At 73.2% G+C, this 16,850-nt stretch carries 17 protein-coding genes; 9 read left to right on the forward strand and 8 right to left on the reverse strand.

The window, feature by feature from the left end; genetic code table 11:
• The first annotated feature begins 152 nt into the window (after positions 1 to 152).
• Positions 153 to 920 (forward strand): IclR family transcriptional regulator, encoded by a 768-nt coding sequence (locus tag AB0947_RS38710; RefSeq protein WP_366755080.1) that lies wholly within the window; start codon positions 153 to 155, stop codon positions 918 to 920.
• A gap of 44 nt (positions 921 to 964) precedes the next feature.
• Positions 965 to 2,479: a glycerol kinase GlpK gene (gene glpK / locus AB0947_RS38715; RefSeq protein ID WP_366755081.1), complete on the forward strand. Its 1,515-nt coding sequence runs from the start codon at positions 965 to 967 to the stop codon at positions 2,477 to 2,479.
• A 32-nt stretch (positions 2,480 to 2,511) separates the two neighbouring features.
• On the opposite strand, the gene AB0947_RS38720 is transcribed toward glpK, so the two are convergent.
• The gene (locus AB0947_RS38720) at positions 2,512 to 3,177 is read right to left on the reverse strand and encodes a TetR family transcriptional regulator (RefSeq protein WP_366755082.1); all 666 of its coding nucleotides are present in this window, start codon (positions 3,175 to 3,177) and stop codon (positions 2,512 to 2,514) included.
• Positions 3,178 to 3,416: 239 nt separating this feature from the next.
• Here AB0947_RS38720 and AB0947_RS38725 point away from each other — a divergent pair, with 239 nt between their 5' ends.
• From AB0947_RS38725 to hemC, 3 genes are all read left to right on the forward strand, one after another.
• Positions 3,417 to 4,886, forward strand: coding sequence for an MFS transporter (locus AB0947_RS38725; RefSeq protein WP_366755083.1), 1,470 nt, complete (start codon positions 3,417 to 3,419; stop codon positions 4,884 to 4,886).
• Positions 4,887 to 5,527: 641 nt separating this feature from the next.
• Positions 5,528 to 6,508 carry an ATP-dependent DNA ligase gene (locus tag AB0947_RS38730; RefSeq protein ID WP_366755097.1) on the forward strand — a complete coding sequence of 327 codons (981 nt, stop codon included), beginning with the start codon at positions 5,528 to 5,530 and terminating at the stop codon, positions 6,506 to 6,508.
• Positions 6,509 to 6,533: 25 nt separating this feature from the next.
• Positions 6,534 to 7,469 carry a hydroxymethylbilane synthase gene (gene hemC / locus AB0947_RS38735; protein WP_366755084.1) on the forward strand — a complete coding sequence of 312 codons (936 nt, stop codon included), beginning with the start codon at positions 6,534 to 6,536 and terminating at the stop codon, positions 7,467 to 7,469.
• Between the two features lie 30 nt (positions 7,470 to 7,499).
• Here the strand turns inward: hemC and AB0947_RS38740 are convergent, their stop codons facing one another.
• The 4 genes from AB0947_RS38740 to AB0947_RS38755 all read right to left on the reverse strand — a co-directional run bounded on the left by AB0947_RS38740 (position 7,500) and on the right by AB0947_RS38755 (position 10,482).
• Positions 7,500 to 8,024 (reverse strand): hypothetical protein, encoded by a 525-nt coding sequence (locus tag AB0947_RS38740; protein ID WP_366755085.1) that lies wholly within the window; start codon positions 8,022 to 8,024, stop codon positions 7,500 to 7,502.
• Positions 8,025 to 8,214: 190 nt separating this feature from the next.
• On the reverse strand, positions 8,215 to 9,075 hold the full coding sequence (locus AB0947_RS38745) for an ABC transporter permease (RefSeq protein WP_366755086.1): 861 nt from the start codon (positions 9,073 to 9,075) through the stop codon (positions 8,215 to 8,217).
• On the reverse strand, positions 9,035 to 10,030 hold the full coding sequence (locus AB0947_RS38750) for an ATP-binding cassette domain-containing protein (RefSeq protein ID WP_366755087.1): 996 nt from the start codon (positions 10,028 to 10,030) through the stop codon (positions 9,035 to 9,037). The genes AB0947_RS38745 and AB0947_RS38750 overlap by 41 nt, the downstream gene beginning before the upstream one ends.
• Positions 10,027 to 10,482 carry a MarR family transcriptional regulator gene (locus AB0947_RS38755; protein WP_366755088.1) on the reverse strand — a complete coding sequence of 152 codons (456 nt, stop codon included), beginning with the start codon at positions 10,480 to 10,482 and terminating at the stop codon, positions 10,027 to 10,029. The genes AB0947_RS38750 and AB0947_RS38755 overlap by 4 nt, the downstream gene beginning before the upstream one ends.
• Positions 10,483 to 10,732: 250 nt before the next feature.
• Here AB0947_RS38755 and AB0947_RS38760 point away from each other — a divergent pair, with 250 nt between their 5' ends.
• On the forward strand, positions 10,733 to 11,530 hold the full coding sequence (locus AB0947_RS38760) for an RNA polymerase sigma factor SigF (RefSeq protein WP_366755089.1): 798 nt from the start codon (positions 10,733 to 10,735) through the stop codon (positions 11,528 to 11,530).
• Positions 11,531 to 11,576: 46 nt separating this feature from the next.
• On the opposite strand, the gene AB0947_RS38765 is transcribed toward AB0947_RS38760, so the two are convergent.
• Complete coding sequence (locus AB0947_RS38765; RefSeq protein WP_366755090.1) at positions 11,577 to 11,891, reverse strand: ANTAR domain-containing protein; 315 nt, start codon at positions 11,889 to 11,891, stop codon at positions 11,577 to 11,579.
• Between the two features lie 128 nt (positions 11,892 to 12,019).
• Here AB0947_RS38765 and AB0947_RS38770 point away from each other — a divergent pair, with 128 nt between their 5' ends.
• On the forward strand, positions 12,020 to 12,829 hold the full coding sequence (locus AB0947_RS38770) for a VOC family protein (RefSeq protein WP_366755091.1): 810 nt from the start codon (positions 12,020 to 12,022) through the stop codon (positions 12,827 to 12,829).
• 67 nt (positions 12,830 to 12,896) lie between these two features.
• Here the strand turns inward: AB0947_RS38770 and glgX are convergent, their stop codons facing one another.
• Positions 12,897 to 15,044: a glycogen debranching protein GlgX gene (gene glgX / locus AB0947_RS38775; RefSeq protein WP_366755092.1), complete on the reverse strand. Its 2,148-nt coding sequence runs from the start codon at positions 15,042 to 15,044 to the stop codon at positions 12,897 to 12,899.
• A complete protein-coding gene (locus tag AB0947_RS38780) occupies positions 15,041 to 15,553 on the reverse strand; it encodes a pep a2 (RefSeq protein ID WP_366755093.1) in 513 nt (170 codons plus the stop codon). Before AB0947_RS38780 ends, glgX begins: the two co-directional genes overlap by 4 nt.
• A 304-nt stretch (positions 15,554 to 15,857) precedes the next feature.
• Between AB0947_RS38780 and AB0947_RS38785 the strand changes: the two genes are divergently transcribed.
• Positions 15,858 to 16,157 carry a DUF5133 domain-containing protein gene (locus AB0947_RS38785; protein WP_030641557.1) on the forward strand — a complete coding sequence of 100 codons (300 nt, stop codon included), beginning with the start codon at positions 15,858 to 15,860 and terminating at the stop codon, positions 16,155 to 16,157.
• Between the two features lie 109 nt (positions 16,158 to 16,266).
• Positions 16,267 to 16,850: maltotransferase domain-containing protein (locus tag AB0947_RS38790; protein WP_366755094.1), on the forward strand; the 584-nt coding region annotated here is incomplete at its 3' end.

Here is a 16,850-nt window from a genome sequence, read left to right on the forward strand (position 1 = left end):
GCTTGAGTCGACGCCTTTCCGGGCTTCCATGAAAACTATGGAGACAAATCGGGCTGGTCAATGAACAGCGGTCGGCATTACCGAACGAGCGGTCCCGGGACCCGTGTCTCGTCCGCGCGGCGAAGCGTCCGCAGCGGTAATAGGCTCGCCTCATGGCCGGCCCAGTCCAGTCGATCGAAAGGGCGGCGGCGATCCTGCGCCTGCTCGCCGGTGGCCCCCGCCGACTCGGACTCGGCGAGGTGGCGGCGTCGCTCGGGCTGGCGAAGGGCACCGCCCACGGCATCCTGCGCACGCTCCAGCACGTGGACTTCGTGGAGCAGGACGCGACCACCGGGAAGTACCAGCTGGGGGCCGCCCTGCTGCACCTCGGCACCAGCTACCTGGACGTCAACGAGCTGCGCTCGCGCTCCCTCAACTGGGCCGACGCCCTGGCCGCCCGCAGCGGGGAGGCGGTGCGCCTGGGGACCCCGCTGGAGGGCAGCGTCCTCATCGTCCACCACGTGTTCCGGCCGGACGACACCTTCCAGACCCTGGACGTGGGCGCGCTGCTGCCCCTGCACGCCTCCTCGCTCGGCAAGGTCCTGCTGGCCTTCGGGACGGCGACCGTCGAACCGGTCCGGCCGCCGGGGCTGGAGGCGTACACGCGGCACACGCTGGTCGACCCCGAGCGGCTCGCCCGGGCGCTCGCCGAGGTCAGGGAGCTCGGCTGGGCCGCCGAGATCCAGGAGATGAGCATGGGCGAGGCGGGGCTCTCGGCGCCGATCCGGGGGCACGGCGGGCTCGTCGTCGGCGCCATCGGGCTGTCCGGGCCACTCGAGCGGATCTGCGACAGCCAGGGCCGGCCCCGCCCGCATCTGGTCAGTCTGATCCGGGAAGCCGCGCGGGCGGTCTCCAGGGATCTCGGAGCCACCCGCTGGTAGGCCAGGACAGCCGCCCCTCGATCCCTCGGAAGGCAGACCCGATCATGGCTGAACGGTACGTAATGTCCATCGATCAGGGCACCAACTCGACCCGCTGCATCCTGTTCGACCACCGTGGGCGGCTCGTCTCGGTCGCGCAGAAGGAGCACCAGCAGCACTTCCCGAGGCCCGGATGGGTCGAGCACGACGCCGTCGAGATCTGGCAGAACCTGCGGCGCGTGGTGCCCGAGGCCCTGGCGGACGCCGGCGTGGACCAGGGACAGATCGCGGCGATCGGCCTGGCCAACCAGCGGGAGACGACGGTGCTCTGGGACCGGCGGACCGGCGCGCCGATCGGCCGGGCGCTCGTCTGGCAGGACACCCGTACGGCACCCCTCGTCGACGCCCTCGCGGAAGACCCCGGGGAGGCGTTCTTCCTCGACCGGTGCGGCCTGCCGCCGTCGACCTATTTCTCCGCGCTGCGCATCCGGTGGCTGTTCGACCACGTCAAGGGGGTCGAGCAGCGCGCCCGGGACGGCGAGGTGCTGTTCGGCACGATGGAGAGCTGGCTGGTCTGGAACCTCACCGGCGGACCCGACGGCGGTCTGCACATCACGGACGCCACCAACGCCAGCCGCACGATGCTGATGAACATCCGCAAGCTCGCCTGGGACGACGAACTGCTGGACTTCTTCGGGGTGCCCCGCTCGATGCTGCCCGAGATCAGGCCGTCCGCGGAGCCGTACGGCGAGGCCCGCGCGCTGCTGCCGGGCGTCTCCATCGCGGCCGCGCTCGGCGACCAGCAGGCCGCCCTGTTCGGCCAGACCTGCTTCTCCCCGGGCGAGGCCAAGTGCACCTACGGAACGGGCAGCTTCCTGCTGCTCAACACCGGGACCGACCTGGTGCGGTCCCGGCACGGACTCCTCACGACGGTCGCCTACAAGATCGGCGACCAGCAGCCGGCCTACGCCCTGGAAGGGTCGATCGCCGTCACCGGCGCGCTCGTCCAGTGGTTCCGTGACCGCCTGGGGCTGATCAGCAGCGCGCCGGAGATCGAGACCCTCGCCCGGACGGTCGAGGACAACGGCGGCTGCTACATCGTGCCCGCCTTCTCGGGCCTGTTCGCGCCGCGCTGGCGCAGCGACGCGCGGGGGGTCATCGTCGGGCTCACCTCGTACATCACCAAGGGGCACCTGGCGCGGGCCGTCCTGGAGGCGACCGGGTGGCAGACCCGGGAGGTCGTCGACGCCATGAACGCCGACTCCTCGGTCGCCCTCCGGCAGCTCAAGGTGGACGGGGGCATGACCTCGGACAACCTGCTCATGCAGTTCGTGGCCGACGTGCTCGACGTGCCGGTGGTCCGGCCGATGGTCGCCGAGACGGTCTCCCTCGGCGCCGCCTACGCGGCCGGGCTCGCCGCCGGCTACTGGTCCGACCTGGAGGTGCTGCGCCGCAACTGGCACAAGGCCGGCCAGTGGCTGCCCGCCATGGACCCCGGGCGGCGGGAGGAGGAGTACGGCAACTGGCAGCGGGCCGTCGAACGCTCGCTGGGCTGGGTCGGACCGCCGCGGTCCTCCTGACCCCGGGCGGTGGCCCCGGCCCGCCGCCCGGTTCAGCCGCCCGCGGCCCGGCGGGCGGCGCCGACGGGAGCCAGCCACAGGCCCACGATCGCGTCCGCGAGGCCCGTGGCCACCTCGTCCCAGGTGGCGCGCGGGGTCGGCGTGCCCTCCGCCAGGGCCCGCTCCCGCTCGGCGCAGGTGTGCAGGATCAGCAGCCGGACCATCTGGCCGCGTTCGGCGCGCACCTCGGGCGGCAGCTCCGGCAGGGTGCGGTTCAGGCCCTCGACCGCCTCGCGCAGCGCCGGTGAGGCCAGGGACTCCTCGACCATGATCTCGTGCAGGGCCGGGTCGGTCATGGCCTGGGCGCAGAACCGGGCGTACCAGGTGGGGCTGCCGAGGCTCGCCAGGTGCCCGGTCACCGGCCGGACCAGGCAGTCGACCCAGTCGCGTACGTCCGTGGAGTCACCGGTCGCCGCCAGCGCCCGCTTCCGCAGGGTCTCGATGTGCTCGGCGTGCCGCCGGGCGACCGCGCGGACCAGGTCGGCCTTGGTGCCGAAGTGGTAGCCGACCGCGGCGTTGTTGCCCTGCCCCGCGGCCTCGCTGACCTGACGGTTGGAGACGGCGTACACGCCGTGCTCGGCGAACAGCCGCTCCGCCGCGGTCAGGATCGCCTCCCGGGTCGCGCTCACCTGCTCGGCCCGCGCCGTCCTGCGCGCCATGCTCACCACCGCTCCGGGACTGCCGACCGCCTGGGCCGGCCCGTCCCGCGCTCCGTCCCAGGTCCTCGACCGGGGCGGCGAGGTCCAGCCAGGGCAGCCTACGGTCCCGCCCGCGCCGGCGGGGACAGGCCCCCGCGTGCCGCCGCCCCGTACCGCTACAGTAAGTCAAGCAGTTGACTTAAAAGCAGCCGGTCACCCGTCCGGCTCCCGTGCCCTGCCTTGTCCCGGAAGGTTCTCCCATGTCCGACGCCCCCGCCCGGCCCGCCGAGGCCGGCCGCTCCGCCCCGGCCCGGCCGGGCGCCGTGGTCTCGGTGCTGGCCCTGGCCGGCATCACCGTGTCGCTGATGCAGACCCTGGTGATCCCGATCGTCCCGGAGCTGCCCGGCTATCTGCACGCCTCGGCGTCCGACGCCGCCTGGGCGGTCACGGCCACGCTGCTGGCCGCCGCCGTCGCCACCCCGGTGGCCGGCCGGCTCGGCGACATGTTCGGCAAGCGGCTCCTGCTGATGGCCAGCCTGGTGCTGCTGGTGGCCGGCTCGGTGGTGTGCGCGCTCAGCGACGCGCTCGTCCCGATGATCGTCGGCCGTACGCTTCAGGGGCTCGCCGCCGCCGTGGTGCCGCTGGGCATCAGCATCATGCGCGACGAGCTGCCGCCGGAGAAGCTGGCGGGCTCGACCGCGCTGATGAGCGCCTCGCTGGGCGTCGGCGGGGCGCTCGGGCTGCCCGCCGCGGCCTTCATCGCCGACCACTTCGACTGGCACGTGCTGTTCTGGACCTCCGGGAGCCTCGGCGTCGTCGCGTTCGTGTGCGTCCTGAGCCTGGTGCCGGAATCCAGCGTGCGCACGGGCGGGCGCTTCGACGTCGCCGGCGCGCTGGGCATGGCCGTCGGTCTGGTCTCCCTGCTGCTGGCCGTCTCCAAGGGCGCCGACTGGGGCTGGACCAGCGGCACCACCCTGGGTCTGTTCGCGCTCGCCGTCGTCGTCCTGCTGGGCTGGGGCCTGTTCGAGCTGCGCACCGCGCAGCCGCTGGTCGACCTGCGCACCACCGCCCGCCGTCAGGTGCTGTTCACCAACCTGGCCTCCATCGCGTTCGGCTTCTCGATGTTCGCGATGTCCCTGGTGCTGCCGCAGCTTCTCCAGCTGCCGACCCAGACCGGGTACGGCCTCGGCAGGTCGATGCTCACCGTCGGCCTGGTGATGGCGCCGCAGGGCCTGGTGATGATGGCCATGGCGCCGGTCTCCGCCATGATCACGAAGTCCCGGGGGCCGAAGATCACGCTCATGATCGGAGCGGTCGTCGTCGCCGCCGGGTACGCGCTGAACATCGTGCTGATGAGCGAGGTCTGGCACCTGGTCCTGGTCTCCTGCGTCATCGGCGCGGGCGTCGGCTTCGCCTACGGCGCCATGCCCGCGCTGATCATGGGCGCGGTCCCGGCGTCGGAGACCGCCGCCGCGAACAGCCTCAACACGCTGATGCGGTCCATCGGCACGTCGGTGGCCAGCGCGGTCGCGGGCGTGCTCCTGGCCCAGCTGACGATCAGCCTCGGCGGTCACGCGCTGCCGTCCGAGAACGGCTTCAAGGCGGTCATGGCACTCGGCGCGGGCGCGGCGGCCCTCGCCTTCGTCCTCGCCTCCTTCCTCCCCCGCCACCGCCCCGGCACGCCGGCCCCGGCCCCGGCCCCGGAACCGACGACCGAACGGGTGGCCTGAGCGGACACGGCCGTGCGGGCTCACCGGTGCGCGGGGTGGCGCACCGGTGAGCGGGCCGGCGGAGGCCGGCGGGGCAAACCCGTCCGGACCGGCCCTGGCCGGCTCCTCCCGGCGGGCCGGCCGGCCCGGTGCCGCACCCGCCCACCCGGCCCGCACCAGGGCCCGTGTCATGCGGGCCTCGGGACGGCACACCGGCTCGGCCCGGCCCAGCGGCGCATGGCGGACCCCGGCCCGTCGCCCGATTCCCCGCCGACCGCCGGTCAGCCGGCGGTCGGCGGGCCTGGCGGCACTGCCGGCCGGCCCGCCTCACCCGGCCGAGCCGGCCCGCCCGCGCCGCCAGGTCCCCTCCGCACCGGCGCGGCGTCCACGCCCCGGGCGACACCGGCACCCCGTAACCGCCCCGCCCCACGACATCGCACCCCCGCGAGCCCGGCCACCACGCCCTCTGCCGCCCCGCACCGAGCCCCACCCAGACACCGCGCCTCTTCACCTCCCCGCACCAGCCCACCCCTGTGCCGCTCCCCGCGCAGCCCGGTCGGCGGGACCGAGTGCCGCCTCCCGGCGCGGGACCGTTCAGGGGAACCCGGTGGGAAAGGCGCGTGAGGGGGCCGGGGGCGGTCGAGATCTCTGCCGTGACCGCCGTGACCCTGCCGCTGATTCCGCCCATGCTCGCGACGCCCGGCAGTCTGCCGCCCGCCGCACAGGACGCGCGGTGGGCGTACGAGACCAAGCAGGACGGACAGCGGGTGATGGCGTACCTGCCCGGCGACGGCAGTGTGCTGCTGCGCGCCCGCTCGGGCGAGGACATCACCGGCGCCTACCCGGAGCTCCGGCGGCTCGGCGGGGCCCTGGGCACCACCCCCGCCGTGCTGGACGGCGAGGTGCTGGCCCTGGACGAGCGGGGCCGGGCCGACTTCCAGCTCCTCCAGAGCCGGATGGGCCTCGCGCACGCCCCCGCGCGGGCGGCGCGCCGGGCCGCGCAGGTCCCGGTGCACCTGGTGCTGTTCGACGTGCCCTATCTGGCGGAGTCCCTGGTACGGCTGCCGTACCGCCGGCGGCGGGCGCGGCTGGAGGAGCTGGGGCTGGCGGGCCCGTACTGGTCGACGCCCGGGGCGGTGACCGGGCACGGCGCCGAGGCGCTCGCGGCGACCAGGGAACACGGCCTGGAGGGCCTGGTGTGCAAGCGGCTGGACTCGGTGTACGAGCCCGGCGTGCGCTCCCGCGCCTGGATCAAGATCCGCAACATGCGGGCCGAGGACGTGATCGTCGGCGGCTGGCTGCCCGGAAAGGGCCGGCTGACCGGACTGCCCGGCGCGGTGCTGGTCGGCCAGCGCGACCCGGAGGGCCGGCTGCGGTACGTCGGCGGGGTGGGCACCGGCTGGAGCGAGGCCGAGCGCGCCCGGCTGGCGGACCTGCTGCGGGACACGGCGAGCGACCGGTGCCCCTTCGACCCCGTGCCGCGCGTCCCCGGCGCCCGCTGGGTGCTGCCCCGGCTGGTGGGCGAGGTCGGCTACAGCACCCGTACCCGGCACGGCATGCTGCGCCAGCCCTCCTGGCTGCGGCTGCGCCCGGATCTCGCCCCGGAGGAGTCGGCGGCGGACCTGCCCGGGGAGCCCGGTTGAGGCCGGTGGGTCTATCGTGTCCCGCATGCCGGTTCCCGAACTGATCCGAATCGTCTCCCGCGACTCGCCCATGGCCCTGGCCCAAGTCGAACGGGTCCGCGCCGAGTTGGCGGTGCTGCACCCGGGCGTGCGCACCGAGGTCGTCCCGGTGAAGACCACCGGCGACAAGTGGCTCGGCGATCTCTCCCAGGTCGAGGGCAAGGGGGCGTTCACCAAGGAGGTGGACGCCGCCCTGCTGGCCGGGGAGGCGGATCTCGCCGTGCACTGCGTCAAGGACGTGCCCGCCGACCGGCCGCTGCCGGCCGGGACGGTGTTCGCCGCGTTCCTGAAGCGGGACGACATCCGGGACGCGCTGGTGCACCCGGACGGGCTCACCCTGGACGAGCTTCCGGCCGGCACCCGGATCGGCACCTCCGCGGTGCGCCGCATCGCCCAGCTGGCCGCCACCCACCCGCACCTGGAGTGCGTGCCCTTCCGGGGCAACGCCAACCGCAGGCTGGAGAAGCTGGCCGCCGGTGAGGCGGACGCGCTGCTGCTGGCGGTGTCCGGCCTGGAGCGCATCGGCCGGACGGACGTGATCAGCGAGGTGCTGTCCCCGGAGGCGATGATGCCGCCGATCGGCGCGGGCATCCTCGCGTTGCAGTGCCGGGAGGACGACAGCGAGCTGATCGACGCGGTCAGCGGGCTCAGCGACCCGGACACCCACCGGGAGGCGACGGCGGAGCGGATGTTCCTGCACGTGCTGCAGGGACACTGCAACAGCCCCATCGCCGGGTACGCGCGGGTGGACCGGAGCGGCGAACTCTCCCTGCGGGCGTGTGTCTTCACCCCGGACGGCAAGACCCGGCTGAACGCCCACGAGTGGGCGGGCCGGCTCGATCCGGCCACGCTCGGCACCTCGGTCGCGGTGGCGCTGCTGCGGCAGGGCGCGCGCGAGATCATCGACGGCATTCCGCACTGAGCGCCGTACGACGCCCCGCGCGGGCGCCCGTCAGGCGGAACCGGGCTCGGCCTGGTCCTTCAGGAACGCGCTGACCTGGTGGGCCAGGCTGCCCTGGCCGGTGCCGGTGGACGCGGCCGGCGCCGCCGGTTCCCCGACGCCGATGCCGCCCGCCCACAGCCGGCGGTCGGTCCACTCGTCCTCCACCCGCAGCTGGACCTGTACGTCCACGTGCGTGAGGGCGGCCTCGGGCGCGGCGGCGTAGACGACGGCGGTGGCCCGGCGCAGCGGGTAGACGTCGAAGCCCTCGATGAACTGGGAGTTGCGCCAGTCGATGAAGGCGCCCTCGCCGTCCTGGCCGACGCGGACGTCGATCTGACCGTCCTCCAGATGGATGCCGTAGTGCCGTGCGCCGCGGTTCTCCACGGTCACCCGGACGCTGAAGTACGTCAGCCCGGCGGCGGCGTCGTCCCGTCCGCGCGGCGGTTCGGCCTGCTCCAGACGGTGGACGCGGACCCGCAGACCGGCATGCTCCTCGTACTCCTGCCAGTCCCCGACCACGTTCGGCTCGTACACAGTGCCCCTCTCGACCTTCGAGAGGTGCTGTCTATCTGTGCGCTCAGCGCACTGTCAAATGAGCGGAATGCGCCGTGGCCAGGGGATTCACCCGCTTTGATCAGTGATCAAGCGCTGCGCAGGAAGAATCCGTGTCCGGCCCCTCGCGGCCGGGTACGCGCGCGTGCCGCACATCACGTCCGCGGCAAGATCAGCGGGCCAGCCGGCCGAGCAGCGCGGAGGCCGCGGTGATGCCGGCCGCCGCGGCCACCGCCAGCACCCCGAAGTCGGCGGCGAGATGCGCGGGCGTACCGAGCAGCAGGCCCCGCAGGGCGTCCACTTGATAGCTCAGCGGGTTGACCTTGCTGACCGCCTGCAGCCAGCCCGGCATCACCGACACGGGATAGAGGGCGTCGGAGCCGAAGAACAGCGGCATCGTGATCGCCTGCCCGAAGCCCATCAGCCGGTCGCGGCTGAGCACGATCCCCGCGATGGTCATCGACAGGCAGGAGAAGAACACGGAGGCGAGGACCACCGCGAGGGCGACGCCGAGCAGCCGGAGCGGGTTCCAGGTGAGGGCGACGCCGAGCAGTGCGGCGATCACGATCACGACGACCGCCTGGACCAGGGACTTCACCCCGGCCGCGAAGGCCTTGCCGGTGATCAGGGCCGAGCGCGGGGTCGGGGTGACGAGCAGCTTGTTCAGGATGCCCGCGTCCCGCTCCCAGATGATCTGGATGCCGTAGAAGATCGCGATGAACATCGCCGACTGGGCGATGATGCCGGGTGCCAGGTAGTCGAGGTACGGGACCCCGCCGGTGGGGATCGCCCGGATCCGGGTGAAGGTCTGGCCGAAGATCAGCAGCCACAGGGCGGGCTGGACCGCGCGGGTGTACAGCTCGGTGCGGTCGTGGCGCAGCTTCTGGAGCTCGACGGCGCACAGGGCGGCCACCCGGGCGGGCAGGACGCGCCAGCCCGCGCGCGGTACGGGCGGGGTGAGCAGCAGGGCGGTGCCGTCTCCGGGAGTGCCGTCAGCCGACGCGGTGCGCGGTGCGGCGGGTGCTTCGGACATCGCGGAAACCTCCAGCGGGGTGGTCTTCGAGGCCGCTGCCGGCGACGTCGCGGAAGACGTCCTCCAGGGTGGGCAGGCGGTCGGCGCCCCGCCGCTCGGCGAGGCCGCGGCGCAGGGCGGCCGGGGTGCCGAGGGCGCGGACCCGGCCGCGGTGCATGAGGCCGACCCGGTCGCAGTACTGGTCGGCCTCGTCCATGTAGTGGGTGGTGACCAGGACGGTCATGCCGGTGGCGGCGCGTACGGCGTTGATGTGCTCCCAGACGCCGGTGCGGGCGATCGGGTCCAGGCCGATCGTCGGCTCGTCCAGGATGAGCAGCCGGGGTGCGCTGACCAGGGCCTGGGCGAGTTCCAGGCGACGGACCATGCCACCGGAGTAGGTGCCGGCCAGCCGGTCGGCGGCGTCGGCGAGGCCGACGGCGGCGAGGGCCTGGGCGACACGCGCCGCGCGCTCGCGGCGCGGCACGTCGAAGACCCGGGCGAACAGGGCGACGTTCTCCCGGCCGGTGAGCCCGCTGTCGGCGGACAGCTGCTGCGGGACGTAGCCGAGCAGCCGGCGCACCGCCATCCGCTCCTTGGCGGCGTCGTGCCCGAAGACGCGGACCATGCCGGCGGGGACGGGCAGCAGGGTGGTGATGCACCGGATGGCGGTGGTCTTGCCGGCCCCGTTGGGCCCCAGCAGTCCGAAGACCTCGCCCTCCCGGACGGCCAGGTCGAGCCCGTCGACGGCACGGGTCTCGCCGAAGGCATGGGCGAGCCCGGTACAGGACACGGCTTCGACGCCGCCCCGGGCCGTGGCCGCGCGGGGAGCACCGGGGGCGGCCGTGGCGCCGGAGGGGCTCTCCGGCGCGCCGGAGACCCGGGACGCGCCGGCCCCGGAGGAGCCCGCCACGTCAGAGGTACCGGTGACCTCGGAGGCGTCCCTGCTCCCGGATCCGTCGGGCATGTCGCTCGTCATGTTTCCTCGGCCTCCTCGTGCAGCGTGACGGCCAGTCGGCGCAGGGCCGGGAGGGCCGCGCGCAGGGCCTCGCGGTCGGCCTCGCCGAGCCGGGAGACGTGCCGGCCGACCAGTTGGGCCCGGCGGCGCCGCCAGTCCGCGAGCCGCTGCTCGGCGGCCCCGGTCAGCAGCAGCCGGGCGGCACGCCGGTCGGCCGGGTCGGTCTCGCGGAGCAGATGGCCGTCCCGGACGAGCCGGTTGACCAGCGTCGACACGGAGTTGCCGGCCAGGTGCAGTTCGCGCGCCGCGTCCGAGACGCCGATGCCGGGCCGGGACTCGACCAGCCGCAGTAGTTCGACCTCGGCGCCGCGCAGCCGGGGCCCGGTGAGCCCGCCGCGCAGCCGGCGCCGTACCAGCCGCTGGATGCGTACCAGCGCGTCGGCCAGTTCCTCCGGGAAGGCGTCGGCGTTCATGCTTCGGAGATTACCTCTGTTACAGAGGTATCGCCTCCCAAGGACCGGTCAAGACACCGCGTCCGACTACCCCGATATGTCCATGTTTGTTTTGAGATGCCCCTCAGCGGGAATGGGCACATCAGTGCTTCGGACAGGAGGCACGTCCGTGGGAGCCGGTCTTTTGCCGGACACCCCGGTGTCCTCTCCAGGTCCGAGCGCACCTCCCACGGTGTCTGTCATCCAGCACCTGCTGAGAGAGGTGCGCGCGATGCGTGTCACTGGCAGCACGAAACCCCATCCACACGACGACGCCCCGGACACCAGCGGCGCTTTCGAGCGGCTCGTCTGCCTGCCCGACGGTCCCGAGCGCCAGGCGCTGCGGGACGAGCTCGTCCAGCTGTGGCTGCCCATGGCCGAGCGGATCGCCGTACGGTTCCGCGGCCGTGGCGAGGCCCTGGAGGACCTGTACCAGGTGGCCGCGCTGGGCCTGGTCAAGGCCGTCGACCACTACGATCCCGACCGCGGCCGGGCCTTCGAGGCGTACGCGGTGCCCACCATCACCGGGGAGATCAAGCGCCACTTCCGCGACCACATGTGGACCCTGCACGTGCCGCGCCGGGTGCAGGATCTGCGCAACCGGGTCCGCGCCGCCACCAAGGAGCTGGCGCAGACCACGCCGGGCCGGGCCCCCACCGTCGCCGAGATCGCCGCGTTCACGCGGCTCAGCGAGGACGAGGTGCGCACCGGGATGGAGGCGCTGGAGTGCTTCTCCGCGCTGTCCCTGGACGCCGAGGTGGCCGGCACGGACGGGTACGCCCTGGGTGACTCGCTGGGCGGCCTGGACCCGGGGTTCGACCTCGTCGTGGACCGGGCCGCGGTCAAGCCGTGCCTGGAGGCGCTGCCCGAGCGCGAACGCACCATCCTCTACCTGCGGTTCTTCGGCGGTATGACACAGAGCCGGATCGCCCAGCAGCTGGGCATCTCGCAGATGCACGTCTCGCGGCTGCTGAGCGGCTGCTTCGACCGGCTGCGCGACGAACTGCTGGCGGAGGTCCGCGCCCGCTGATCCCCCGGTCCCCCGGCCCCCCCCTGTCTCCCGGCTCCGGGTGGGCCTACTGGCCCTCGGACCCCGGCACCTGGGTCGGGCCGTACCGGTCCAGCGCGTCCTCCAGTTCGGCCCTGATCTGGGCCGGGATGTCGCCGCGCCGCCCCCAGATCAGGATCAGCTCCGCGATGTTGCGCAGCTTGATGTTGGTGTGCTGGGAGACCTCCTTCAGCACCTGCCACCCCTGGTCCGGGGTCACCCGGCCGAGGGCCACGACCATCCCGATCGCCTGGTCGATCACCGCGTGAGAGGTCATGGCCTCCTTCAGCTGGTCGACCTCCGCCTGCAGCGCGGCGATCCGGTCCGGCTCGATGTCTCCCATCCCTCCATCCTGCGCAGGGGCCTGTACCCCCGCCACCCGGGGTACTCGACGGGCAGCCCACCCGCTTCCGGCCGGACACTGGTGTCAGACCGGTGGCCGCCCGGCCCCGAGAGCAGGACGCGACTGCCATGAACCACGACACCCGCACCGGCGGCGAGCCGCGCAGAAAAGACGTCGTCTCCACCCACTCCGTCTTCGGCGCACCGTGCTGGGTGAGCCTGACCAGCCGCGATCTGAAGACCACCCAGGACTTCTACGCCGCCGTCCTCGGCTGGCGCTGGCGCGGAGCCAAGCTCGGCGAGCACTTCCGGATCGCCCTGGCGGACGGGGTCCCGGTGGCCGGGATCGCCGCCGTGGCCTCCATGTGGCAGATGGCGGTGGCCTGGACACCGTACTTCGCCGTGGCGGACGCGGACGTGGCCGTGTCCCGGGTGCGGGAGCGCGGCGGCACGTCGGCGGTCGGGCCGCTGTCCTTCCCTCCGGGCCGGGCGGCGCTGCTCGCCGACCGGGACGGGGCCACGTTCGGGATCTGGCAGGGTGAACTGGTCACCAACTGGGAGGCGTGGCGGCAGGCGGCCCCGACCTTCGTCCGGCTGCACACCCGGGACGCCTTCGACGCCGCGATGTTCTACGGCGAGGTCCTGGGCTGGGCGACCGGGCTGCCGGGCTGCTGCGAGGTCCAGTACGAGGGCGGCGAGGTGGTGCTGCGCAGCCAGGGCGACATCGTGGCGCGCATCGACTCCGGAGCGGTGGAGGCGGCCCCGGACCCCTCGGTGCGACCGCACTGGCAGATCCACTTCGCGGTGGCCGACGTGCCCGGCTGCGCCCGCACGGCGGAGAAGCACGGTGGCAGCGTGCTGCGCGAGGAGGAGACGGAGGCGATCCTGCGCGACCCGGACGGCGCGCAGTTCACGGTGACGTCCCGCCGGAGCCGTTGAGGCCGGCACTCCAAACCGACGGCGCCGCACCCGCCCGGGGTGCGGCGCCGTCGGCTGGTTCCGTCACTCACGTGCCGGCGGCACGCGACGGGCGGGACAGCAGGACCAGGCCGCGTGCCTCCACGCGCAGCTTGGTGCCCGCCTTCCGTTCCCGTTCGTCGGGGACGCCCTCGGGGTCGGCGGTGTCGATCAGTGTGGTCCAGCGCTCCCCGAAGGAGTCGTCGGGCAGGCGGAAGACGACCGGCTCCCAGTAGCCGTTGACGAACAGCAGGAAGGAGTCGTCGACCATGCGGCGGCCGTAGGAGTCGCGCTCGGCGATGGCGTCCCCGTTGAGGAACACCCCGACCGTGTGCGCGTCCCCGCGCTGCCAGTCGCGGTCGGTCATCTCCCGCGCGTCGGGCCGCAGCCACATCAGGTCGGGCAGCGGCTGCCTGGCGTGGGTCGCGGTCTCGCCGCGGAAGAAGCGGCGCCGGCGCAGCACCGGGTGCGCGGCGCGCAGCGCGATCAGGCGCCGGGTGAAGTCGGCGAGGGCGCGCTGCTCGTCGGTCAGGTCCCAGTCGATCCAGGAGATCTCGTTGTCCTGGCAGTAGGCGTTGTTGTTGCCCCGCTGGGTGCGGCCGAGTTCGTCGCCGTGGCAGAGCATCGGGATGCCCTGCGAGAGCAGCAGCGTGGCCAGCAGGTTGCGCTGCTGGCGGCCCCGCAGTTCGAGCACGGCCGGGTCGTCGGTGTCGCCCTCGGCCCCGCAGTTCCAGGACCGGTTGTGGCTCTCGCCGTCCCGGTTGTCCTCGCCGTTGGCCTCGTTGTGCTTGTCGTTGTACGACACCAGGTCGCGCAGGGTGAAACCGTCGTGCGCGGTGACGAAGTTGACGCTCGCGCGCGGCCGGCGCCGGCTGTGCTGGTAGATGTCGGAGGAGCCGGTGAGCCGGGAGGCGAACTCGCCGAGCGAGCCGGGCTCGGCCCGCCAGAAGTCCCGTACGGCGTCGCGGTACTTGCCGTTCCACTCCGACCACAGCGGCGGGAAGTTCCCCACCTGGTAGCCGCCCTCGCCGACGTCCCAGGGCTCGGCGATCAGCTTGACCCGGCTGATGACGGGGTCCTGCTGGATCAGATCGAAGAACGCCGAGAGCCGGTCCACCTCGTGGAACTGCCGGGCGAGGGTGGCCGCGAGGTCGAAGCGGAAGCCGTCGACGTGCATCTCGGTGACCCAGTACCGCAGCGAGTCCATGATCAGCTGGAGTACGTAGGGGTGCCGCATCAGCAGGCTGTTGCCGGTGCCGGTGGTGTCGTAGTAGTGCGCCCAGTCGCCGTCGACCAGGCGGTAGTAGGAGGCGTTGTCGATGCCCCGGAAGGACAGCGTGGGGCCCCGTTCGTTGCCCTCGGCGGTGTGGTTGTAGACCACGTCGAGGATGACTTCGAGGCCGGCCGCGTGCAGCGCCTTCACCATGGCCTTGAACTCGTTGACCTGCTGGCCCCGGCTGCCGAACGCGGCGTAGGCGTTGTGCGGGGCGAAGAAGCCGATGGTGTTGTAGCCCCAGTAGTTGGACAGGCCGCGGTCCTGGAGCACGCCGTCCTGGACGAACTGGTGGACCGGCATCAGCTCGACGGCGGTCACCCCGAGCGAGGTGAGGTGCTCGGTCACCGCGGGATGGGCGAGGCCGGCGTAGGTGCCGCGCAGCCGCTGCGGGACGTCCGGGTGGGTCATGGTCAGGCCGCGCACATGGGCCTCGTAGATCACCGAGTCCGCGTACGCCGTCCGGGGCGGGCGGTCGTCGCCCCAGTCGAAGAACGGGTCGGTGACCACGCCCAGCATGGAGTGGCCGGCGCTGTCGGCCGGGGCGGGCCCGTCCGGGGCGCGCTCGTACAGGGAGGCGTGGTTGTCGATCTGGCCGTCCACGGCACGGGCGTACGGGTCGAGCAGCAGCTTGGCCGGGTTGCAGCGGTGGCCGAGCGAGGGCTGCCAGGGGCCGTGCACCCGGTAGCCGTAGCGCTGGCCGGGTCCGACGCCGGGCAGGTAGGCGTGCCACACGAAGCCGTCGACCTCTTGCAGCGGGACGGGGGTGGCGGTGCCGGAGTCGTCGACGAGGATCAGGTCGACGCGCTCGGCGACCTCGCTGAACAGGGCGAAGTTGGTGCCCTGTCCGTCGAACGCGGCACCCAACGGGTAGGGGTGCCCGCTCCACACGGGCACCCCTTTGCGGTTCTTCCGGGCGGTCACCGGCTGCCCTCCAGGGCGTCGTCACCGGCGGACGCCGGCGCGGCGAGCACGGCCACCGGCTCCTCGCGCGGCACATCGAGGCCCTCCCGCAGCGTCGGCGCGGGGGCGGTGGGCACCAGCGGGACGCGCTGGCCGGCGCGGGCGCGCTGCGAGAACCAGATGATCTTGCTGCCGGTGTCCGAGGCGCAGCAGCCCCAGCCGTCGCTCATCGCGGCGATGTCCGCGAGGCAGGACCGCAGGTCCAGGTCCGGGCGCAGATCCGGGTCGTCGTCACCGAAGGCGGTGATGAGGTGCTGGCCGTTCCACCACATCTCGATCGAGGTGTGCTTGTCCGTCGCGTGCTCGTCGATCGCGCGCAGCAGCAGTTCGGCGCCGCGGCGGACGGGGTCCACGAGGTTCTCGAGGTCCCAGTAGCGGAGGTGGGCGGCCAGGATGCGGCTGACCTGTCCCACCCGTTCCGGGCTGACTTCCACGTCGAGGTGGTAGTAGCAGGGCACTGCGGTCTTCATCGTCGCTTGCTCCTCACCGGCGAAGCTCTCGCTCCCCTTGCCCCGTCCGGGAGGGATCCCGGACACATAGCGTGAGCGCTGATCGCTTCTGAGTCACCTCCACGGTGCGCCCGCTACGCCATTCGTGCAACACGAGCACCCGGACCCCCGAATGGTTGAAGCTCCAACAAGACGCTGCGTCGTCGCGCGTGCACCATAAGTGAAAGCCTCGATCGCCGTAACGGTGCCGCGCCTTCCCCTGCGCGGACGCCACCCGACCGTCGGGAACGCGCCCAGTCGAGAGCGTGGAAGGTGGCTGAGGGCCATGCTGCTACCCGCCAAGGCCGAAGTGGCCCGGCAGTTGCGGCGTTACCGGGCGTGGGAGCGCGTGATGCTCGCCTCGCCCCACGACCGCACGGTCCGGGCCACCTTCGAGGACTCGGGATACACGCTGTGCGTGCTGATGGGCAAACGCTGCGCCCGCGAGGCCGCGGACGCCGCCGAGCGCTATCTCCGCACGAACCTGGTCACCTACCTGCGCGAGCAGGACGGACGGCCGCAGCCACGCCGGGCGGCCAGAAGGGCGCCGCCACCGGAGCGGCGTTCCACGGCGCCAAGCCCCTGACCTGGCACCGTACAAGGCGTTCCTCTCGGGACCGGCGCGCGCCGGCCCGACTTTCGGATCGCGGAGCCGGGCCGGGTGCCCGGCTCCGCGCACGGCGGAGGTGAGATAGATGCGCAGGACCCCGGCCATCGGCCGTGTCCCGGTACGTGACGTCCGGCCGGCCGTGGAGTGCGGCAGGCGCCCGGCGAAAGCGGTGACCGGGGAGACCTTCGAGGTCACGGCCACCGTGTTCCGCGAAGGGCACGACGCCGTGGGGGCGAACGTGGTCCTGCGTGATCCCCAGGGCCGCCGGGGCCCCTGGACACCGATGCGGGAACTGTCCCCGGGCAGCGACCGCTGGGGTGCGCGGGTCACCCCGGACGCGACGGGCCGTTGGACCTTCCGGGTGGAGGCCTGGAGCCATCCGCTGGCGACGTGGCGGCACACCGCGTCCGTGAAGGTGCCGGCCGGGATCGACACCGGCCTGGTCCTGGAGGAGGGCGCGGAGCTGTACGGGCGGGCCGCCGCCGGAGTGCCCAAGGGCCCCGAGCGCGCTCTGGTCCTGGCCGCCGCGCACGCCCTCGGCAACGACTCCCTGTCGGTGCACGACCGTCTGAAGGCGGCCCTGGCGCCGGAGGTGGAGTCGGTGCTCGCCCGGTACCCGCTGCGGGAGTTGGTCACCGCCTCGGACCCGATGCCGCTGCTGGTGGAGCG

The sequence above is a fragment of the Streptomyces sp. NPDC047841 genome (assembly GCF_040704085.1).
Lineage (GTDB): Bacteria > Actinomycetota > Actinomycetes > Streptomycetales > Streptomycetaceae > Streptomyces > Streptomyces argyrophylli.

Coding starts and splice junctions, on each gene's coding strand:
- AB0947_RS38710 (WP_366755080.1), top strand. CDS start 153: ATGGCCGGCCCAGTCCAGTCGATCGAAAGGGCGGCGGCGATCCTGCGC.
- glpK (WP_366755081.1), top strand. CDS start 965: ATGGCTGAACGGTACGTAATGTCCATCGATCAGGGCACCAACTCGACC.
- AB0947_RS38720 (WP_366755082.1), bottom strand. CDS start 3,177: ATGGCGCGCAGGACGGCGCGGGCCGAGCAGGTGAGCGCGACCCGGGAG.
- AB0947_RS38725 (WP_366755083.1), top strand. CDS start 3,417: ATGTCCGACGCCCCCGCCCGGCCCGCCGAGGCCGGCCGCTCCGCCCCG.
- hemC (WP_366755084.1), top strand. CDS start 6,534: ATGCCGGTTCCCGAACTGATCCGAATCGTCTCCCGCGACTCGCCCATG.
- AB0947_RS38745 (WP_366755086.1), bottom strand. CDS start 9,075: ATGTCCGAAGCACCCGCCGCACCGCGCACCGCGTCGGCTGACGGCACT.
- AB0947_RS38750 (WP_366755087.1), bottom strand. CDS start 10,030: ATGACGAGCGACATGCCCGACGGATCCGGGAGCAGGGACGCCTCCGAG.
- AB0947_RS38755 (WP_366755088.1), bottom strand. CDS start 10,482: ATGAACGCCGACGCCTTCCCGGAGGAACTGGCCGACGCGCTGGTACGC.
- AB0947_RS38760 (WP_366755089.1), top strand. CDS start 10,733: ATGCGTGTCACTGGCAGCACGAAACCCCATCCACACGACGACGCCCCG.
- AB0947_RS38765 (WP_366755090.1), bottom strand. CDS start 11,891: ATGGGAGACATCGAGCCGGACCGGATCGCCGCGCTGCAGGCGGAGGTC.
- AB0947_RS38770 (WP_366755091.1), top strand. CDS start 12,020: ATGAACCACGACACCCGCACCGGCGGCGAGCCGCGCAGAAAAGACGTC.
- AB0947_RS38780 (WP_366755093.1), bottom strand. CDS start 15,553: ATGAAGACCGCAGTGCCCTGCTACTACCACCTCGACGTGGAAGTCAGC.
- AB0947_RS38785 (WP_030641557.1), top strand. CDS start 15,858: ATGCTGCTACCCGCCAAGGCCGAAGTGGCCCGGCAGTTGCGGCGTTAC.